The sequence below is a fragment of the Pseudomonas sp. E45-MNA-CIBAN-0222 genome (genome assembly GCF_040310405.1).
Classification (GTDB): domain Bacteria; phylum Pseudomonadota; class Gammaproteobacteria; order Pseudomonadales; family Pseudomonadaceae; genus Stutzerimonas; species Stutzerimonas stutzeri_AC.
Map to the genome: position 1 here is coordinate 117051 of NZ_JBEOPU010000002.1, position 19198 is coordinate 136248.

At 62.0% G+C, this 19198-nt stretch carries 20 protein-coding genes; 7 read left to right on the forward strand and 13 right to left on the reverse strand.

The annotated features are described in order from the left end of the window. Positions 1-23: 23 nt before the first annotated feature. From rodA to AAEZ08_RS03650, 6 genes are read right to left on the reverse strand one after another with little or no spacing between them, the layout of a single operon-like run. The gene (rodA, locus tag AAEZ08_RS03625) at positions 24-1169 is read right to left on the reverse strand and encodes a rod shape-determining protein RodA (protein ID WP_003285160.1); all 1146 of its coding nucleotides are present in this window, start codon (positions 1167-1169) and stop codon (positions 24-26) included. Next, positions 1166-3055, reverse strand: coding sequence for a penicillin-binding protein 2 (gene mrdA / locus AAEZ08_RS03630; RefSeq protein WP_500123723.1), 1890 nt, complete (start codon positions 3053-3055; stop codon positions 1166-1168). The genes rodA and mrdA overlap by 4 nt, the downstream gene beginning before the upstream one ends. Before the next feature lie 17 nt (positions 3056-3072). Then, positions 3073-3540: a 23S rRNA (pseudouridine(1915)-N(3))-methyltransferase RlmH gene (gene rlmH, locus AAEZ08_RS03635; RefSeq protein ID WP_482694485.1), complete on the reverse strand. Its 468-nt coding sequence runs from the start codon at positions 3538-3540 to the stop codon at positions 3073-3075. 2 nt (positions 3541-3542) lie between these two features. Continuing rightward, positions 3543-3902 (reverse strand): ribosome silencing factor, encoded by a 360-nt coding sequence (gene rsfS, locus AAEZ08_RS03640; protein ID WP_003285165.1) that lies wholly within the window; start codon positions 3900-3902, stop codon positions 3543-3545. A 15-nt stretch (positions 3903-3917) separates the two neighbouring features. After that, positions 3918-4577 (reverse strand): nicotinate-nucleotide adenylyltransferase, encoded by a 660-nt coding sequence (gene nadD / locus AAEZ08_RS03645; RefSeq protein WP_003285166.1) that lies wholly within the window; start codon positions 4575-4577, stop codon positions 3918-3920. After that, entirely contained in the window at positions 4577-5842 is a 1266-nt protein-coding gene (locus AAEZ08_RS03650; RefSeq protein ID WP_500123724.1) for a glutamate-5-semialdehyde dehydrogenase, read from the reverse strand. Before AAEZ08_RS03650 ends, nadD begins: the two co-directional genes overlap by 1 nt. 216 nt (positions 5843-6058) lie before the next feature. On the opposite strand from AAEZ08_RS03650, the gene AAEZ08_RS03655 reads away from it, so the two are divergent. Further along, the gene (locus AAEZ08_RS03655; protein WP_500123725.1) at positions 6059-7378 is read left to right on the forward strand and encodes a bifunctional DedA family/phosphatase PAP2 family protein; all 1320 of its coding nucleotides are present in this window, start codon (positions 6059-6061) and stop codon (positions 7376-7378) included. Between the two features lie 39 nt (positions 7379-7417). Here the strand turns inward: AAEZ08_RS03655 and AAEZ08_RS03660 are convergent, their stop codons facing one another. Genes AAEZ08_RS03660 through AAEZ08_RS03670 form a run of 3 tightly spaced genes read right to left on the reverse strand, consistent with a single transcriptional unit; the run spans position 7418 to position 9091 of the window. Next, entirely contained in the window at positions 7418-8002 is a 585-nt protein-coding gene (locus AAEZ08_RS03660; RefSeq protein WP_500123726.1) for an LON peptidase substrate-binding domain-containing protein, read from the reverse strand. Between the two features lie 10 nt (positions 8003-8012). Beyond that, positions 8013-8723, reverse strand: coding sequence for an LrgB family protein (locus AAEZ08_RS03665; protein ID WP_179486382.1), 711 nt, complete (start codon positions 8721-8723; stop codon positions 8013-8015). Between the two features lie 5 nt (positions 8724-8728). Next, a complete protein-coding gene (locus AAEZ08_RS03670) occupies positions 8729-9091 on the reverse strand; it encodes a CidA/LrgA family protein (RefSeq protein WP_003285172.1) in 363 nt (120 codons plus the stop codon). Positions 9092-9320: 229 nt separating this feature from the next. Here AAEZ08_RS03670 and AAEZ08_RS03675 point away from each other — a divergent pair, with 229 nt between their 5' ends. The 3 genes from AAEZ08_RS03675 to AAEZ08_RS03685 all read left to right on the forward strand — a co-directional run bounded on the left by AAEZ08_RS03675 (position 9321) and on the right by AAEZ08_RS03685 (position 12185). Beyond that, entirely contained in the window at positions 9321-9776 is a 456-nt protein-coding gene (locus AAEZ08_RS03675; RefSeq protein WP_500123727.1) for a MaoC family dehydratase, read from the forward strand. A 74-nt stretch (positions 9777-9850) separates the two neighbouring features. After that, complete coding sequence (locus tag AAEZ08_RS03680; protein WP_003285174.1) at positions 9851-11524, forward strand: C13 family peptidase; 1674 nt, start codon at positions 9851-9853, stop codon at positions 11522-11524. Positions 11525-11543: 19 nt separating this feature from the next. Then, complete coding sequence (locus AAEZ08_RS03685) at positions 11544-12185, forward strand: oxidoreductase (RefSeq protein ID WP_500123728.1); 642 nt, start codon at positions 11544-11546, stop codon at positions 12183-12185. Between the two features lie 90 nt (positions 12186-12275). On the opposite strand, the gene orn is transcribed toward AAEZ08_RS03685, so the two are convergent. Both orn and AAEZ08_RS03695 read right to left on the reverse strand, forming a co-directional pair. Continuing rightward, entirely contained in the window at positions 12276-12818 is a 543-nt protein-coding gene (gene orn, locus AAEZ08_RS03690; RefSeq protein ID WP_181065865.1) for an oligoribonuclease, read from the reverse strand. A 28-nt stretch (positions 12819-12846) separates the two neighbouring features. Continuing rightward, positions 12847-13653 (reverse strand): class I SAM-dependent methyltransferase, encoded by an 807-nt coding sequence (locus AAEZ08_RS03695; protein WP_058065012.1) that lies wholly within the window; start codon positions 13651-13653, stop codon positions 12847-12849. Positions 13654-13775: 122 nt separating this feature from the next. Between AAEZ08_RS03695 and rsgA the strand changes: the two genes are divergently transcribed. After that, complete coding sequence (gene rsgA / locus AAEZ08_RS03700) at positions 13776-14807, forward strand: small ribosomal subunit biogenesis GTPase RsgA (protein WP_003285179.1); 1032 nt, start codon at positions 13776-13778, stop codon at positions 14805-14807. Positions 14808-14815: 8 nt separating this feature from the next. On the opposite strand, the gene motB is transcribed toward rsgA, so the two are convergent. Together motB and motA are read right to left on the reverse strand one after the other, a co-directional pair. Beyond that, positions 14816-15793 (reverse strand): flagellar motor protein MotB, encoded by a 978-nt coding sequence (gene motB, locus AAEZ08_RS03705; protein ID WP_058065011.1) that lies wholly within the window; start codon positions 15791-15793, stop codon positions 14816-14818. A gap of 9 nt (positions 15794-15802) precedes the next feature. Then, positions 15803-16654: a flagellar motor stator protein MotA gene (gene motA / locus AAEZ08_RS03710; RefSeq protein WP_003285182.1), complete on the reverse strand. Its 852-nt coding sequence runs from the start codon at positions 16652-16654 to the stop codon at positions 15803-15805. Positions 16655-16817: 163 nt separating this feature from the next. Between motA and AAEZ08_RS03715 the strand changes: the two genes are divergently transcribed. Together AAEZ08_RS03715 and AAEZ08_RS03720 are read left to right on the forward strand one after the other, a co-directional pair. Further along, entirely contained in the window at positions 16818-18332 is a 1515-nt protein-coding gene (locus AAEZ08_RS03715) for an HDOD domain-containing protein (RefSeq protein ID WP_058065010.1), read from the forward strand. A 47-nt stretch (positions 18333-18379) separates the two neighbouring features. Continuing rightward, positions 18380-19195 (forward strand): rhodanese-like domain-containing protein, encoded by an 816-nt coding sequence (locus tag AAEZ08_RS03720; protein ID WP_500123729.1) that lies wholly within the window; start codon positions 18380-18382, stop codon positions 19193-19195. Positions 19196-19198 lie beyond the last annotated feature (3 nt).

Below are 19198 nucleotides of genomic sequence, written 5' to 3' on the forward strand. Positions count from 1 at the left end.
TGAAATCAAAAAATTCACTCTCGTCAAACCTGCGCGATCCACTTGCGATGGGTGTGGATCGACATCAAAACCCCGAACCCTGACAGCAGGGTCACCAATGAAGTTCCGCCATAGCTTATGAAGGGCAAAGGTACCCCCACAACCGGCAGCAGACCACTGACCATACCGATATTGACGAAAACGTAAACAAAGAAGGTCATTGTCAACGCACCGGCCAGCAGCTTTCCGAACAACGTTTGCGCCTGCGCTGTGATCACCAACCCTCGAGTAATCAACAGGATGTACACCACCAGGAGCAGACAGACGCCAACCAGGCCGAACTCTTCGGCGAGAACGGCGATGATAAAGTCAGTATGGCTTTCCGGCAAAAAATCCAGATGGGACTGGGTCCCAGCAAGCCAACCCTTTCCGAATACGCCGCCCGAGCCAATCGCCGCTTTCGACTGAATGATGTTCCAGCCTGTACCCAGCGGATCGCTTTCTGGGTCGAGAAACGTCAGCACACGCTGCTTCTGATAATCGCGCAAGACGAAGTACCACATGGCCACGGCGACGGGCACGAGCGCAGCCACTGCGCCTATGATCCAGCGCCAGCGCAGCCCACCGATGAACAGCACGAAGGCCCCAGAGGCCAGAATCAGCAACGACGTGCCAAGATCGGGCTGTTTGAGAATAAGCACAAAGGGGATGAGGATCATCGCCAGGCTGATAGCAGTGTGCTTGATACTCGGAGGCAGGCTACGCGATGACAGATACCAGGCAATGGTCATCGGCATGATGATTTTCATGAACTCGGATGGCTGAAAACGGATCACCCCGGGAATATTGATCCAGCGCGTCGCACCCATTGCCGTGTAGCCAACGAACTCGACCGCCAGCAGCAGCCCCACCACGGCCAGGTATCCCAACGGAACCCAGCGAGCCATGAAACGAGGCTCGAACTGTGCAATCACCAGCATTACGCCCAGGCCAATGCCGAACGACGTCGCTTGCTTGATGACCATATCCCAGCTTTTGCCGCTGGCCGAGTAAAGAATGAACAAGCTACCAGCGGCCAGTACCAGCAAAAGGACGAGTAAGAGGCCATCAATATGCAAGCGCTGCAACAGGCTGGCACGGCGCCGGAGTACGTCTTCGCGCGATAGGGTACGGTCGAAATTACCGCTCATGGCGTTTTACCCTCGGCAGTCAGCGGCGCCGCGAATTCCGCCTTCAGCTTGCCTTCTTCATCCAACAGCCAGGCATCCATGACGAGCTTGGCTACGGGGGCAGCGACACCGGAACCGGATTCGCCGTTCTCGACCATCACCGCCACCGCGATCTTCGGATCATGGACCGGTGCAAACGCAACGAATAGCGCATGGTCTCGATGCCGCTCAGCCAGCTTCGCACTGTCGTACTTCTCCCCTTGGCGGATGGCAACCACCTGGGCAGTGCCGCTTTTACCGGCAATACGATAAACCGAGCTGTCGCCGACCTTCCTTGCGGTGCCACGGGCGCCGTGAAGCACCTGTTCCATGCCGTGGTTTGCATAATCCCAGAAGCGCGGATCACGCAGCTGAATGTCCGGAACCGGGTCCGGATCGACGGGCACCCTGCCACCAATGCTGCGCGCCAGGTGCGGACGAATCCACTTGCCGCGAGTCGCCATCAAGGCGGTGGCCTGAGCCAGCTGCAATGGAGTTGCCTGCATGTAGCCCTGGCCAATACCGAGAATGACGGTCTCTCCGGGATACCAAGGCTGGCGGTAACGCGCACGTTTCCAGTCGCGCGACGGCATCAGGCCAGCGGTTTCCTCATGCATGTCCAACGAAACGCGCTGCCCGAGACCGAATCGGGTCATGTAATCGTGCATACGATCGACCCCCATTTTGTGGGCCATATCGTAGAAATAGGTGTCGTTGGAGCGGGCGATGGCGAGATCCAGATCCACCCAGCCGTCACCGCTGCGATTCCAATTGCGGTACTTGTGCTTCACGTTCGGCAGCTGAAAAAAGCCCGGGTCGAAAACTCGGCTGGTCGGGGTGATCACCCCCGCATCGAGCCCCGCCACAGCCATCATTGGCTTGATCGTCGACCCTGGCGGATAGAGCCCCCGCAGCACGCGGTTGTACAACGGACGATCAATGGAATCGCGCAGCTCGCCGTAGGCCTTGAAGCTGATGCCGGTGACGAACAGATTGGGGTTGAAGCTTGGCTGACTAACCATCGCCACCACCTCACCGGTGTCCGGCAGCAGCGCGACGATCGCCCCGCGACGCCCACCCAGGGCGTCCTCGGCGGCTTCCTGCAAATCCAGGTCGAGCGACAGGGTGATGTCCTTACCCGGTATCGGATCGGTCCGCTTGAGCACGCGTAGCACGCGGCCACGGGCGTTGGTTTCGACTTCCTCGTAGCCGACCTGCCCGTGCAGCTCATCCTCGTAAAACTTTTCGATGCCTGTCTTGCCGATGTGGTGCGTACCGCTGTAGTTGACCGGATCGAGTTGCTTGATTTCCTGCTCGTTGATCCGTCCGACATAACCCACCGAGTGGGCGAAGTGCGCACCCTGCGGATAGTGCCGAACCAGCTGCGCCGCCACCTCGACGCCGGGCAAGCGGAACTGGTTCACCGCAACGCGCGCAATCTGCTCTTCAGACAGCTCATACATGATCGGCACCGGCTCGAATGGCCGGCGGCCCTGCAGCACACGCTTCTCGAAAAGCCCGCGTTCTTCCTCGCCCAGTTCCAGCAACTCGACCACAGAATCGAGCACAACCCTCCAATCACCGGCGCGCTCGCGCGTCACTGTCAGGCTAAAGCTCGGGCGATTGTCGGCAATGACGCGGCCCTGACGATCAAAGATCAGCCCGCGATTAGGCGGAATGGGCTGTACGTGGACGCGATTGTTCTCTGACAGAGTCGAGTGATGCTCGAACTGCACCACTTGCAGGTAATACATCCGCGCCACCAGCACGCCGATCAGCGCCAATACAAAAGCAAGGCCCACGATGACGCGCCGACGTACTAGCAGGGCGTCCTTCTCATGGTCCTTGAGCTGAATCGGTTGCGGCATTTGAGGGGGTTCGCGGACTACTTGTGATAAGGGTGACCGGACAGTAGCGTCCAGGCGCGGTAAATCTGCTCGCCGATCAGGATACGCACCAGCGGATGGGGCAGCGTCAGCGGCGACAGCGACCAGCGCTGCTCGCTACGCGCGCAAACCTCAGGTGCGAGGCCTTCCGGACCACCGACCATGAGATTGACGTTACGCGCGTCTAGCCGCCAGCGCTCAATTTCCGCTGCCAGCTGCTCGGTGCTCCATGGCTTGCCGTGCACCTCGAGCGTGACGATCCGTTCTCCCGCCTGCACCTTGCCCAGCATCGCCTCGCCTTCCTGGCGAATCAACCGGGCAACATCGGCATTTTTGCCGCGGGTATTGAGCGGTATCTCGTGCAGCTCCAGCGGCAGCTCGGAAGGCAGGCGTTTAGCGTATTCCTGCCAGCCATCCTCGACCCAGCGCGGCATCTTCGAGCCGACCGCAACCAGCTTGATACGCACGCTTATTCCGGGTCGTTAGCGTGCTGCGCGCGGCTTTGCTCGGCGCCTTGCCAGAGGCGTTCCAGATCGTAGAACTGGCGGGTCGGCACCTGCATCACGTGGACAACCACATCGCCCAGATCGAGCAGTGCCCATTCGCCACCTTCGAGGCCCTCACTGCCCAGCGGGCGAACACCCTGCTCCTTGACCTTCTCCAGCACGTTCTCCACCAGCGATTTGACGTGGCGGCTGGAACTGCCACTGGCGATGATCATGTAATCGGTGACACTGGTCTTGCCGCGAACATCAATGGTGGTGATGTCCTGGCCTTTCAGATCTTCCAGGGCGGTTACAGCCAGCTGGACCAAAGTTTCAATTTGCATAACGTGAAAACAACCTCAGTTCGACGCCCGGTACAGTCCGTGCGCGTTGATATAAGCCAGTACAGCATCGGGAACCAAAAATCGGACCGACTTGCCGCTGGCCAGCAATTGGCGAATCTGTGTGGCCGACACTTCCAATGGTGTCTGCCAAACGAAGGCAATCTGCCCGCAGCCGCCGCAAAGCACCTGAGGGTCGGGCACACTGCGCGCGGCGAGCAAATCACGCAGCTCCTGCGGCGCCTCGCTACCGGCGTCTGGCCGCTGCAGAACCAGGATATGGCAGTAATCGAGCAGCTCTTCCCAGCGATGCCAGGTCGGCAGCCCGCAGAAGGCATCCCAACCCACCACCAACAACAACTGGTCGTCCTGGCCAACCTCGGCGCGCAGGGAAATCAGCGTATCGATGGTATAGGACGGCTTTTCCCGCTCCAGCTCGCGAGCGTCCACACACAGCGGCGGCAGATCCTGCACCGCCAGGCGGACCATCGCCAGGCGATCCTGCGCCGAGCAATTAGGGGTGTCACGGTGCGGCGGCCTTGCATTGGGTATCAGCCGCAACTCATCGAGGCCGAACATTTCGACGACTTCCAGCGCGCCGCGCAGGTGGCCGATATGTACCGGATCGAAAGTACCGCCGAGAATACCGATGCGCCGGGCGCCGCTGCCATGGCTCATCAGGTGCGGACGTGGCCGTCGCCGAAAACCACGTACTTCTCACTGGTCAGCCCTTCCAGACCGACCGGGCCGCGGGCGTGGAGTTTATCGGTAGAGATGCCGATCTCCGCCCCCAGTCCGTACTCGAAACCATCGGCGAAGCGTGTCGAGGCATTGACCATCACCGAAGCGGAATCCACTTCGGTGAGAAAGCGCCGTGCATCGGTGAAGTTCTCGGTGACAATCGCGTCGGTGTGCTGCGAGCCGTAGCGATTGATGTGTTCGATGGCTGCATCCAGCGAGTCGACGATGCGAATCGACAGGATCGGCGCGTTGTACTCGGTGGACCAGTCTTCTTCGCTGGCCGCGAGCACATCGCCGCCAAGCAGTGCGCGAGTGCGCTCGCAGCCGCGCAGCTCGACGCTTTTCTCGCGATAGATGGCGGCCAGCGGCGGCAGAACCTGTTCGGCAGCGCCCTGGTGAACCAGCAACGTTTCCATGGTGTTGCACGGCGCGAAGCGCTGGGTCTTGGCGTTGTCGGCGACGCGGATGGCTTTGCCCATATCTGCCGCCACGTCGACGTATACATGACAGATGCCATCCAGGTGCTTGATCACCGGCACGCGGGCGTCGCGACTGATGCGTTCGATCAGCCCCTTGCCGCCGCGCGGCACGATCACATCGACGAACTCGGGCATGCTGATCAGCGCGCCGACCGCGGCACGGTCCGTGGTTTCCACGACCTGCACCGCCGCTGCTGGCAGTCCAGCTTCAGCCAAGCCGAGCTGGATGCACCGTGCAATCGCCTGATTGGAATGTATCGCCTCGGAACCACCACGCAGGATGGTCGCATTGCCCGACTTCAGGCACAGACTGGCGGCATCGATGGTCACATTGGGACGCGACTCGTAGATGATCCCGACTACGCCAAGCGGCACACGCATCTTGCCGACCTGAATGCCGGAAGGCATGTAACGCATGTCTCGAATCTCGCCGATCGGATCCGGCAGCGTGGCGACCTGGCGCAGACCTTCGATCATGCCGTCGATCACCTTGGGCGTCAGCGCCAACCGATCAAGCATCGCCGCGTCCAGCCCGTTAGCACGGCCACCGGCGAGGTCCAACTCATTGGCCGCCACCAGCTCGTCGCGAGCGGCGTCGAGCGCAGTGGCAGCTGCTTGCAGGGCACGATTCTTCTGCGCCGTACTGGCGCGCGCAAGCACTCGCGAGGCTTCGCGCGCCGCGCGGCCCAGGCGGGTCATGTAATCGAGTACGGACTCGGTCATGGATCTAGCTGGCCTGACTGAAGGGAAAGCGGCTGATTATAGCCACGCCGGGCGTTCACGCACAGCGGCGCCCGGTGAATGGGAGGTGAATATAGCGGTACTTTCCAAGGCCATACGGCGCCCGCGTGCCGCGCTGCTGCGCGAAGTATCATCGCCCAGGGAAACCCATGAGCCTTTCGTCAGGTCGAAAGGCGGTCCCGTTTCAAGGAATTTCGCATGAGCCAATGGCTCGACACCCTCACTCAATGGCTGGCCACTCACCCACAATGGCTTGGCCTGGCACTCTTGATCGTTGCCTGCATGGAGTGTCTGGCGGTGGTCGGCCTGATCATCCCGGGCACCGTACTCATCTTCGCTATCGCCGTGCTCGCGGGCAGCGGCGTGCTGACCCTCGGTGAAACGCTGCTGCTGGGTTTTATCGGCGGCTTGATCGGCGATTTGCTGTCCTATGCACTCGGGCGACGCTATCACCAGGGCATTCGCAGCCTGCGTGGCCTGCGCGATCATCCTGAATGGCTTTTGCGCGCTGAGCATTATTTCCAACGCTATGGCGTCGCAAGCCTGCTGGTAGGTCGATTCATCGGCCCATTGCGCCCCATGCTGCCGATGACTGCCGGCATGCTCGATATGCCTTTCGGACGTTTCCTCCTGGTCAGCCTATGCGCCGCAGCGGGCTGGTCGATGGCCTATCTGCTGCCAGGCTGGAGCGCCGGCGCCGCCATGCGTCTGCCATTGGAAGAGGGTTTCTGGAGCGAAGCGGCAATCGTGGTCGGTGCCCTGTTGACGCTGATTGCGGCAACGGCATTCGGCAGTCTGCGGCAACATCGCTGGGTGAGCGCGCTATCGGCCGGGCTCAGCGTCGCGATCCTGCTCGGCCTGTTTTTCGGTTGGCCGCATCTGAAAGAGCTAGACGAGGGGTTGCTCGCGGTGATTCAGGGCGAGCGCAGCGCCACGTTCGACCGCGTCATGGTGGTCATCACGCGCGCTGGCGATTTCCACACCCAGCTATGGGCCGCAGTGTTGCTGTGCGTATTGCTCCTGGCATTGCGGCAATGGCGCACTGCGATGTTCGCCGTCCTCACGCTGCTGGGTACGGCCCTGGCCAACGGCGCGCTTAAGGCGACCTTCGCTCGCGTTCGCCCGGAGGTGCTGATGGAACCGCTGAGCAGCTACAGCTTCCCCAGCGGGCACAGTTCGGCGGCATTTGCCTTCTTCCTCACCCTAGGCGTGCTCGCCGGTCGCGGCCAACCACCGCGCCTGCGCCTAGCCTGGCTGGTTCTTGCCAGCCTGCCAGCGACAGCGATTGCACTCTCGCGGGTCTATCTGGGGGTGCACTGGACCAGCGATGTCACAGCCGGCGCGCTGCTGGCCGCGAGCATCTGCGCAGCCAGCCTGACCCTGGTGCAATGGCGCACGCCACTGAGCGCGATGGCGCCGAAGGTGTGGTGGCTGATACTGCCAGCCTGCCTGGGCCTGCTCGGCGCATTCAGCGTCTGGGCCTTGCCGACGGCGATGCAGATGTATCGGTATCAGTAGCGCCCACGGATCAGTCGTAGCGCCGGCAACGCAATCGATCTACGCCCCGTCCTGCAATTGCTCGAGCAGGCTTTGAATCTGCTCGAGCTGCAACGCCGGCTCGTCCAACCCAAGCAATTCGATCTTCTGCTCAGCTTCGAACGGCAGCAGGTAGGCCAGCTGACTGGCCAGAGCGGCCTGATCGCTCACGGCACCGCCCAGCCCAAGGGTTTTCACCATCGGATGCTGACCCAGCGCGGCGAGCAGTACGACGAGGTCGGCGTGCTGCTCGGCCAATGGCTGGCTGTCGGCTTCGCTGCGCCAGGTGACTTGGGCGACGGCCAGCTGGTCACGCAGCACTTCGTACGATTGCACATCGAAGCGCCGCCCGCCTTCGACCCGGATACCCAACAGGCCGTTGGGCAGCTGTTGCCAGTCGCGAATCAGCGCTTCGCAACCGATATGAGAGAACGCCGCCGGTGCTGCGCCAACCTCCTTGCCATCCAGAATATGCACCACGCCAAAGCCATGCCCGGCCTTGAGGCACTGGCTGACCATATCGAGATAGCGTGCCTCGAAGACCTGCAGGTCGAGAAAACAACCGGGGAACAACACGGTATCCAGCGGGAACAACGGCAATCTCATGGGGACTCCATCACAACAGCAAGGCAACCACCAACGGCAACAGCACCGCAGTCATTACCCCCATCAGGCTCATGGCCAGGGCCGCGAACGCACCGCACTCTTCGCTTTCCTGAAGCGCCTGCGCGGTACCCACGGCGTGGGCGGTCAGCCCGAGCGCAATGCCACGGGCCGCAGGATGCTGAACGCCAAACCGGCGCAACAGTTCCGGACCGAGGATCGCACCGAGTACGCCGGTGATCATCACGAACACTGCTGCCAGGGCCACCACGCCGCCAATCTGCTCGGCCACTAGCATCGCAATAGGTGAAGTGACCGACTTCGGCGCCAGCGTCATAAGGATCATCCGCTCGGCACCGAACAACCAGGCCAGCGCCATCCCCAAAGCCGTGGCAAACATGCCGGCAATCAGCAAGGTGATCACGATCGGTCCGAACAACTCACGAATCCGCCGCAGGTTCAGATACAGCGGCACGGCCAGAGCGACGGTAGCCGGGCCCAGGAGGATGGTTAGCCACTGCGCGCTGATGCGGTATTCGTCATAGTCGATCCCACACAGCAGCAGGATGCCGACGATAAGCGTCATCGACACCAGTACCGGCTGCAGGAACACCCAGCGGGTTTTCTCGTATGCGGCATAGGCCAACTGAAAGACCGCCAGGGTGATGCCTACGCCAAACAGCGGATGGTGGATCAGCGCCTGCCAGGCTGCATACCAGTGCAATTCCATCATGCGCCCTCCTGCCGGTGCTGCTTGCGCCGGATGAGCGCCTGCATCAGCCAGCCTGTAAAGACCAGCGAGATCAGCAGCGAGATCACCAGCACGCCGACGATGGCCCAGAAATCGTCGAGAATCGCCTCGGTATAGGCCATTACCCCCACCGCCGGCGGCACCAGCAAAAGCGGCAGATAGCGCAACAGACTGCTCGCCGCCAATTGCAGCGACTCGCTGGCCCGGCCGCGCGCCAACAGCCCGGCAAACAGCAACACCATGCCGATGATCGGCCCAGGCAGCATGGGCAGGAACAGCACATTGAGGACGGTGCCGAGCAACTGGAATGCAACCAGCCAGGTCAGGCCTCTGAGCAGCATGGGAGCCTCCCGCAAAATTGCGACAGTATAAAGGGCAACGCCGGCAGGCGCCCGCGCTGCGCTATGACGGGCCATTCGCGGTGCCGATGCTGGTTTGCCGCGACGCCTGCCCGTGCTGATCTAGAGCTGTAAATGACGCAGAGCCAGCCGGCCGTTTCGGGCCCGGCACTGCCCCTCTCTAGTCAGACTGCACATCGCTGCAGCCATACAAGAACAATCAGGAGGACACATGCCACAGATACCCGTCGCACAGCTCAAGGATTACATCGGCAAGGAACTGGGCCACTCCGAGTGGCTGACCGTCGATCAGCAGCGCGTCAACCAGTTCGCCGACTGCACCGGCGATCACCAGTTCATCCACATCGATGCCGAAAAAGCCGCGCAAACACCGTTCGGTGGCACCATCGCCCATGGTTTCCTGTCGCTGTCGTTGCTGCCGATGTTGTCTGGCGACCTTATGGTCGTGCCGGAAGGCACGCGGATGGGCGTCAACTATGGGCTGGACAGCCTGCGCTTCATCCAGCCAGTGCGGGTTGGCTCGCGGGTGCGTCTGGGCCTGACGCTGATTGATGCTTACGAGAAGAATCCAGGGCAATGGCTGCTCAAGGCGCGCGCGGTGATGGAAATCGAAGGCTCGGAAAAACCGGCCTATATTGCCGAAACCCTCGCCCTGTGCATCCTCTGACAGGCACAGCAGCATTGCCGCGACCCGCTCGGTTTGCGGCATACTGCGGGCTTCCTGCCTGAGCGGAAGCCCGCATGCTGCGCCTCGTTCCTTTTCTCTTGATCGGCCTGCTTACCGCCTGCGGTGAAGGCGAGCCCATCACGCCCGCAGATGCTGTACTGCCGGACGGCGGCCGCTATCGCGGCACCCTCGTCGACGGACGCCTACAAGGCGGAGGCCGCATCGACTACCCGAACGGCAGCTATTACCTAGGGCAGTTCAAGGACGGCCAGTGGCATGGCCTGGGCACCTGGCAAAGCGCCGCAGGCGATCGCTACGAGGGCGAATTCAAACACGGCTTGTTCGACGGCCTCGGCCGTTTCAGTTATGTCGAGGGCGGCGTCTACGAGGGCGAATTCCAGGCCGGCCGCATGCATGGCCACGGGCGCTTCAGCCAGGACGGCACAGTCTACGAGGGCGAGTTTCGCAACAATCTGTACCACGGCCAGGGCAGCCTGAAATACGCCGACGGTTTCAGTCATCAAGGCCAATTCAAAAAAGGCCAGCCGGATGGTCCCGGCACCCGCAGCGACGCCGATGGTCAACTCAGCGGGCATTTCAGCGCTGGCAGCCTGAACGGCGAAGGCAGCTTCGTGACAACCCAGGGCGAGCGCTACAACGGGCAGTTCGAGAACGACCAGTTTCACGGCCAGGGCCGCTACGAGGACAGCGAGGGCAACTCTTGGGTCGGCACCTTCGTTCACGGCGAACTGAGTGGCACTGGCACTCACGTCACCAGCGAAGGTAGCCGCTACAGTGGCCAGTTCCACAACTGGCGCTACCATGGCCGGGGCCGCCTCGACCGGTCTGATGGCAGCGCCTACACCGGCAGCTTCCGCCAGGGCCGCCTTGACGGTGATGGCCTACTGACCGCGGCGGATGGCCATGAGCTGCGCGGTATATGGCGCAACGACCGGCGCGTTCGCGACGAGCAGGGACGCGCCCTGCCGGACCCGCTCGAGCTCGCACTGCTGGAACAAGGCGCCCTGCTTGAGCGTGCGATCAGCGCGCTACCGCCTTCCAGCTCTGCCCAGGACCTTTATACGCTGACCGTGGCGGGCGATGGCCGGCAGAACGTGTTCATGCGCGAAACCGATTACGTACAGAAGTTGCTCGCCGAGCGCTTCGCCGCCCATGGCCAGATAAGCCTGGTCAACCACCGCGACCATCTGACCGACCGCCCGCTGGCGACCCGGGAGAACCTGGCCCGAGCGATTCGCGCGCTGGCCGAACGCAGCGGTGAAGAAGACCTGATCTTTCTCTATTTCACCAGCCACGGCTCGGCGGACCACGAGCTGGTGCTGAACCAGCCGCGTATTTCGCTCGAAGATTTGCCGGCAGCGGATCTGGCACAAGTGCTCGCGCCCCTTGCAAAGCGCAAGGTCATCCTGGTGATCTCGGCGTGCTATTCCGGTGGTTTCATCGAGCCACTGAAGAACGAGCACACTCTGATCATGACCGCCGCCCGCGCCGATCGGGTGTCCTTCGGTTGCTCGGAGCAGAGCGACTTTACCTACTTTGGCCGTGCGCTATTCGCCGAAGCACTGCAGGAAACCGACGATATCGTGCAGGCCTTCACGCTGGCCGCAGCAAAGGTTGCCGAACGCGAGCAGGCCGACGACTATCAGGCATCGGAACCGCAAATTTGGGCGCCGGAAACGGTTGTCCAGCGCTGGCAGGAACTGCAGCAGCGGCGTGCCACCCAATGATCGCCACAGGAGCAAGACCATGTATTTGACGCCACAGCGCATTCTGCTTGCCGGCGCCACCGGACTCACTGGCGAGCACCTGCTCGATCGACTGCTAAACGAACCTACCGTCGAACGCGTGCTGGCACCAACGCGTAAACCGCTGGCCGCCCACCAACGCCTGGAAAATCCGGTCGGCGAGCTGCTGACGCTACTGCCAACACTGGGCGGTGAGATCGACACGGCCTTCTGCTGCCTGGGCAGCACCCTCAAGCAGGCCGGCAGCCAGGAAGCCTTCCGCGCCATCGATCACGCCTTGGTAGTGGCGTTTGCCCGCAGGGCAAAGGAAATGGGCGCACGTCACCTGCTAGTGATCAGCTCACTGGGCGCGAACCCGGACAGCTCAGTGTTCTATCTCAAGGTCAAAGGCGAAATGGAAGCAGCGCTGCAACAGCAGGACTGGCCGCAGCTGACCATCGCCCGCCCCTCGCAGCTGATCGGCCCGCGCCTGGAGCCGCGGTTGAGCGAACGCATCGCGGCGCCTCTGTCGCAGCTGCTGCCGGGCAAGTACCACGGCATCGAAACCTGCACCCTGGCCCGCGCGCTGTGGCGGCTGGCGCTGGAAGAAGGCGACGGCGTGCGCATCGTCGAGTCGGACGAGCTGCGCAAATTGGGGAAGTAGACTGTCGGCGCCTCGCCAAGAGGCGCCTTATTGATCGCAGTACCACAGGGTGGATGTAGTTTCACACCCTCCAGGCGCCCACGCCGCCTTTCAGACCTTGATGAAATGCTCGCGGTAATGCCGCAGCTCGGCGATTGAATCGCGGATGTCGTCCAGCGCCAGATGCGTGCCGCTTTTCTTGAAGCCATCCATAATCTGCGGCGCCCAGCGTACTGCCAGCTCCTTGAGCGTCGATACGTCCAGGTTGCGGTAGTGGAAGTATGCTTCCAGCTTCGGCATCTGCCGGTAGAGGAACCGCCGGTCCTGGCAGATGCTGTTGCCACAGATCGGCGACTTGCCCTTAGGCACCCACTGTTCGAGGAAGGCCAGCGTCGCCTGCTCGGCCTCGGCGGTGGAAATCCTGCTCTCACGCACGCGCTGGGTCAGGCCCGAGCCGCCATGCTGGCGGGTGTTCCAATCATCCATGCGCGCCAGCGTTTCATCGCTCTGGTGGACCGCGATCACCGGCCCTTCGGCCAACACGTTGAGCTGGCTATCGGTGACGATGGTCGCCATTTCGATGATGACGTCGTTGTCCGGATCCAGACCGGTCATTTCCAGGTCGATCCAAATCAGGTTCTGCGGGTTCTGCATGGCGGGCTCCTTGGCTGTGCGGCGCAGTTTAGCCGCTCGTACCGGCGCCGTCAGGTGTCGCGCCACCGGGGCACCAGATCAGTAGCCGTGAGCCGCGCCAGTCATCGAGGTGCAGCACTTCAGCCGGTTCGACCCCAGGCACCTCAAAGCTATTGCTGATCAACAGTGCACCAGAACGCATTTCCGCTTGCGCTTTTTCCCACAACGCCGCCATAGGCGCTGGCGAGAGGAAGCAATACACGACGTCGTACTCGCCAAGGTCGACACGCCAGAGGCTGATCAGACGGATGTGGCAGTTACGCCGCGTCAAACAACGCAACCAGGACAGCACAAAGGGCAGCGGTGCGGTTTCAACGCCAACAAACTGCGCCGACGGAAACTCCCGCGCCAGTCGCGACAGCGTACCGGCCAAGCCGCTGCCCAGATCGATATAGCGGAAATCGCGCGGTAGCATGGCCAGCCGTTCGCGCAACTCGCGCTCGGCTTCGCGGCCGGTCAGGTAGAGCGGCACCCGCTCGGTGAACGCATTCCAGTTCAACAGCAACAGCAACATGAAAGCGCCCAACGGCAACCAACCCGGCACGTCGAAATCGCGCAGCAACACAAGGCCCGGAACGAACATCAGGTTGATCACCAGCCACCAGGCCGACAGCCCGAGCCGCGCCCCGATCAGCGCAGCCAGGCTGCCCTGCGCGACCGCCGTAAGGATGAGACTGGGGCGCACATCCAGCACCGCGACCAGACCGAGCAACAGCAGCCAGACCAACAGCAGCGCCAACAGCTGGGCCAGCAACGCACGCAGTATGGGTAGGCGAGTGAACAGGGTGGCGGACATGACCGGCAATCATCGGCGACGGGAGCCACAGTCTAACCGCCCGACTTGGCGTCATGCAGGCCGAAGCCGCCACGGTGCAGCGTGCTAGACTCGCTCACCAATCCCAGAGACAGCCCGAATCCATGGCCAAACGCCAACTCAACCGCCGGCAGAACTGGCGCATCGAGAAAATCCAGGAAGAGCGCGCCGCGCGCGTTGCGCGTCGCGAGAGCCGCACCCTCGAAGAGCTCGAAGGCGGCGACCTCGGCCCGGAGCAAACCGGACTGGTCATCGCGCATTTCGGGGTGCAGGTTGAGGTCGAGGCGCTGGAGGGCGATCAGAGCGGCCAAGTGTTCCGCTGCCACCTGCGCGCCAATCTGCCCGCCCTGGTCACTGGTGATCGCGTGGTCTGGCGCCCCGGCAATCAGGGAATCGGCGTCATCGTCGCGCAACTGCCGCGGCATTCGGAACTCTGCCGACCGGACACCCGTGGCCAGCTCAAGCCCGTTGCGGCGAACGTTGACCTGATCGTCATCGTCTTTGCGCCGCTACCAGAGCCCCACGCCAACCTGATCGACCGTTATCTGGTTGCCGCCGAACACGCCGGCATCACGCCGTTGCTGCTATTGAACAAGGTCGACCTGATCGACGACCAGAATGAAGCCGCGCTGAATCGCCTGCTGGAGGTCTATCGACAGCTGAACTACCCGCTGCTGGAAGTCTCGGCGCACGGTGGCGGCGGCATGGACACGCTCAAGGCGCGGCTCGACGGGCACGTCAGCGTCTTCGTCGGGCAGTCAGGTGTGGGTAAATCTTCGCTGGTGAACAGCCTATTGCCGGGCGTCGACACGCGGGTCGGTGCGCTTTCGGAAATGACTGGCAAGGGCACTCACACCACCACCACCGCGCGGCTGTTCCACTTTCCCGGCGGCGGCGAATTGATCGACTCACCCGGCATTCGCGAGTTCGGCCTTGGCCACGTCAGCCGAGCCGATGTGGAGGCGGGCTTCATAGAATTCCAGGATCTGCTCGGGCACTGCCGTTTCCGCGACTGCAAGCATGATCGCGAACCCGGCTGTGCGCTGCTCAAGGCTCTGGAGGATGGGCGAGTCCAACCTCAGCGCATGGCCAGCTATCGACACATTCTCAGCAGCCTGGCAGAACCGGACTACTGAATAGGCACTCAGCGAGCGTCGGGTTGGCTGAGCTGCAACACACCATCCTCGAAGATATTCAGCCGCTCGCGTAGCGCTTGCGGCTGCAGCGGGTCATCAGTGGCAGGCGCTGCAGCCTGAGGCGCAGATGTATCGCCCGCATCGGGCTGTTCACCTTCGATCGAACGCTGAGCCTTTTTGGTCAGCACCAGAATGTCGATGCGCCGATTGACCGGGTTGTAGGGGTCCTTGCGGTCGAACAGTGCGGACGACGCGTAACCCACCACTCGTGCAATCTGGTCCTCCGGATATCCGCCGATCACAAGCGTTCGACGGGCAGCATTGGCGCGGCCGGCAGAGAGCTCCCAGTTGCCGAAATCGCCACGCCCCGCAAAAGGCTTCGCGTCAGTGTGGCCACTGATGCTGATCTTGTTCGGGATGGCAGCGATGGTATCGACCAACGCCAGCAGGATGTCTTCGAAATAGGGCTGCAGTTGCGCACTACCGAGCGCAAACATTGGCCGGTTCGCCGCATCCATGATCTGAATCCGCAGACCGTCCTGGGTAATCTCGAAAAGGATCTGATCCTTGAATTTCTGTAGCTCCGGATTTTCGTCGACCTTGTTCTGCAGCTCTTGTAGCACCAGCTCCAGGCGTTCGCGCTCAAGCTGCTCGGCGAAATTTTCCGCCCGCCCGGGATCTACCTGCAACTCGATCTGGGCCGGCTCGAGCTCCTGGTTAAGGGTACGATCCGGCGAGGGTGTAGGTGTGCCGCCCAGATCGATGACGTGAGGGCTGGCGCTCTCGGTAAAGCCAAGGGGATCCTGAAAGTACCCGGAAATCGCCAGCTTCTGCTCCGGCGTGGCCGTGGTCAGCAGCCACATCACGAGAAAGAACGCCATCATCGCCGTGGCAAAGTCGGCAAAAGCGATCTTCCAGGCGCCGCCATGATGGCCACCTGCGACCTTCTTGATCCGCTTGACGATGATCGGTTGGGTATTGTCCATGGCGAACCTTTAGGCGCCGCGCATCGCTTGTTCGAGCTCGGCAAAGCTCGGCCGGTGCGCCGGATACAGGACCTTACGCCCGAATTCGACGGCCAGGGTCGGCGGCATGCCCGAGGCTGAAGCCACCAGAGTCGCCTTGATCGCCTCATAGACGTTCAGCTCTTCTTTGGCATCGTGCTCCAAGGCCGATGCGAGCGGGCCGAAAAAGCCATAAGAAGCAAGAATCCCGAGAAAGGTACCCACCAGCGCCGTGGCCACCTTCTCCCCAATCTCGGCGTTGGTAGCGGATGCGAGAATCGACATGGTGATCACGATGCCGAGCACCGCTGCGACGATGCCCATCGCTGGCAAGCCATCAGCCACGCGAGCCACAGCATGAGCCGGGTGATCGAGCTCTTCTTTCAGTCCTGTCATTTCCATGTCGAACAGGCCTTCAAGCTCGTGGGGGGCCATGTTGCCGGAGGACATGATGCGAAGGTAATCGCAGGTGAAAGCGGTCATACGCTCATCCTGCAGAAAGCCGGGGTACTTGCTAAAAAGCGGACTGGCAGCGGGATCTTCGAGGTCGGCCTCGATGGCCATCATGCCTTCACGACGGCTCTTGTTGAGAACCGCATAGAGTACGCTGAGCACTTCCAGGTAATAGGCGTGAGTGAAACGCGTGCTGAACATTTTCAGCGATTTCTTGAACACCACCATCGTGGTGCTGCCGGGGTTGGCCTGGAGAAAGCCGCCTAGCGCAGCGCCTCCGATGATCATCACTTCGAACGGGTGGAGGAGTGCGCCGACCTTGCCGCCGGACAGCACGAAGCCGCCCAGCACGCTGGCGAACACGACGATGATGCCGATGAGTTTGACCATAGGAGGTACGTCTGAACCTGGTTACGAGCCGGCTGGCATACAGGAAACAATGCCCTGAATCGCCGCCAGACAGCCTTGCGAAAGGAATGTTTGAAGAATTGTTCTGGTTATCGGAACTTTTGCGCCAGACTAAAGGCCATCCCGATGAAAAGCTAGTTCGGCCATGACCACGACACCTCTGCTGCCACGCACGATACCCGCCTGGATCAAGGCACTCGACGACGCCCCCCTGCCCGCCTTCGCCGCTGTTCATGGCAAGGTGCGGCAGGCACTGCGTGACGGCAGCAACTCGATGCGACAAATCGCTGAGCTAATCCAGACCAGCCCTGTTTTGGCGCTGCGCTTCATACAAGAGGCCAACCGGGGCATCGGTGACGGGCAACCTGCCGAAAGCCTGGAGGTTGCGCTCAGCCGCATCGGCCTGCAGCGTGCCGAAGCGCTACTGGCCCGCATCCCAGCCATGGAAGCACGCGATATCCCGCTGCCACTGCGCCAGATGGTATTGATCAGCCGTCACGCCAGCCAGCAGGCCAACGGGCTATTTGCCGCCCGCCTCGCCCGTCTGTGGCAGGACATCCATTGGGGCAGCCTGCTATTCCTGTCACCCGCATGGGCGCTGGTCGGTGCCTACCCGCATCTGTTGGAAATCTGGGAGCAGCGAGTCCTGGTAAAAGGTGAGCCAGCCAGTCGAATCGAAAAGGAATTGCTTGGAGTACCGCTGCTGGAGCTGTGCCTGAAACTCGCCGAGCATTGGCGCCTGCCGGATTGGATTATTCAAGGCTACCGCCTGCTCAGCGGCGATCGGCGCATGCTGATCAAGGCGCTGCATATCGCCCGCGACAACGAACACCCGCTACACCAGCAACAGATGCTCGACGCCGACCCCGAATTGCGCCGCTGGCTGACCCTGCCAAGCAACACTATCGTGCTGGCCAACGGCCTGGCACTGTCCTCGCACCACAGCTGGAGTGGTGTGCACAGCCTGCGCTGGCAACGCCTAGCTGGACTGTACCTGCAGGTAGCGTTGGGCGAGCTGCAGCAGATGGTGCACCAGCAGGCGGTCATCAGCGCTCGCGAGATCGGCCCAACCGACCTCTGGCACCCGGCCCAGGGACTCCTGTGGCCCTTCGATACAAGCTTCCAACGCCTACGCGACGTGGCCGTGCCAAATGAAGCCGATCTTGCCGACTGGCGCGCACAGTGCCGCCGCCTGCTAACTGAGCCGACTCCGTTCAGCAATGTCCTGCAGCTGACCGCCACTGCCAGCCAAGCCTTATCGAGCGCTGGAATGCAGCGATCGATGGTGATGCTGCTCGACCGCAAACAGAACCGTCTGGTCGCGCAGCAATGCGCGGGGCTACCGAGCGACGCTGTACGCCTTAGCCTGCCCGCAGAGCAGAGCCAGATTGTTCGACGGCTTCTGGAAAAGCCCGCGCAACTGCGCTTGCAACCGGCCAACATGGCGCAGTTTTCGGCACTGTTACCAGGCACGCTGAAGGCTCTTTTCGCCGGCGAACACCTGCTGTTGCGTTCCTTGGGCGTCGACGGTCGCGTACTGATGCTGGTGGTGGCCGATCAGAATGGCGCGCCCATCTCAGACGCAACGCTGCAAACATTCGCTAAAACAACGCAGTGCATCGAGCGCGCATTGGGCGCCTTCAGCAGGCGCGGGGTCTGAGCTTTTTCGCTAGACTTCGCCCCTTCTACGATTAGTCGAGGGCTGCCGTGTCTGCCTTTTCCAACCTGCCACTGGTGATCGAGCCGGCCGACCTGGCCGCGCGCCTGGCTGCACCCGAGCTGATTCTGGTCGACCTGACCAGCGCTGCGCGCTATGCCGAAGGCCACTTGCCAGGCGCTCGCTTCGTTGACCCGAAACAAACCCAACTCGGCCAACCACCTGCACCTGGACTACTGCCTAGCCTGGGACAGATCGAAAGCCTGTTCGGCGCGCTCGGCCATCGTCCCGACGCGGTCTACGTGGTGTATGACGACGAGGGGGGCGGCTGGGCCGGGCGCTTCATCTGGCTGCTCGACGTGATTGGCCATCACCGCTACCACTATCTCAACGGTGGCCTGCACGCCTGGTTGGGCGATGGCCGCCCGGTGACACAGCAAGTACCCGAGGCGGGCACAGCGGAACTCAGCCTGACGCTGGACGATGCGCCCACAGCAACTCGCGCTTACATCGAGAGCCGTCTTGGCGACGATGACCTGGTAATTTGGGACGCGCGCTCGCCTGCCGAGTACCGCGGCGAGAAGCTGTTTGCCGCACGCGGTGGTCACATTCCTGGGGCTGTCAACTTCGAATGGACAGCTGCCATGGACCCTGCCCGCGCGCTGCGCATTCGCGAAGACATAGCCGAGCAATTAAAGGGGCTGGGCATCGTCCCGGAAAAAGAAATCATCACCCACTGCCAAACCCACCACCGCTCGGGCCTGACCTATCTTCTGGCGAAGTCTCTAGGTTATCCCCGCGTCAAGGGTTACGCCGGCTCCTGGGCCGAATGGGGCAACCTGCCTGACACCCCGGTGCAGCAATGAAAA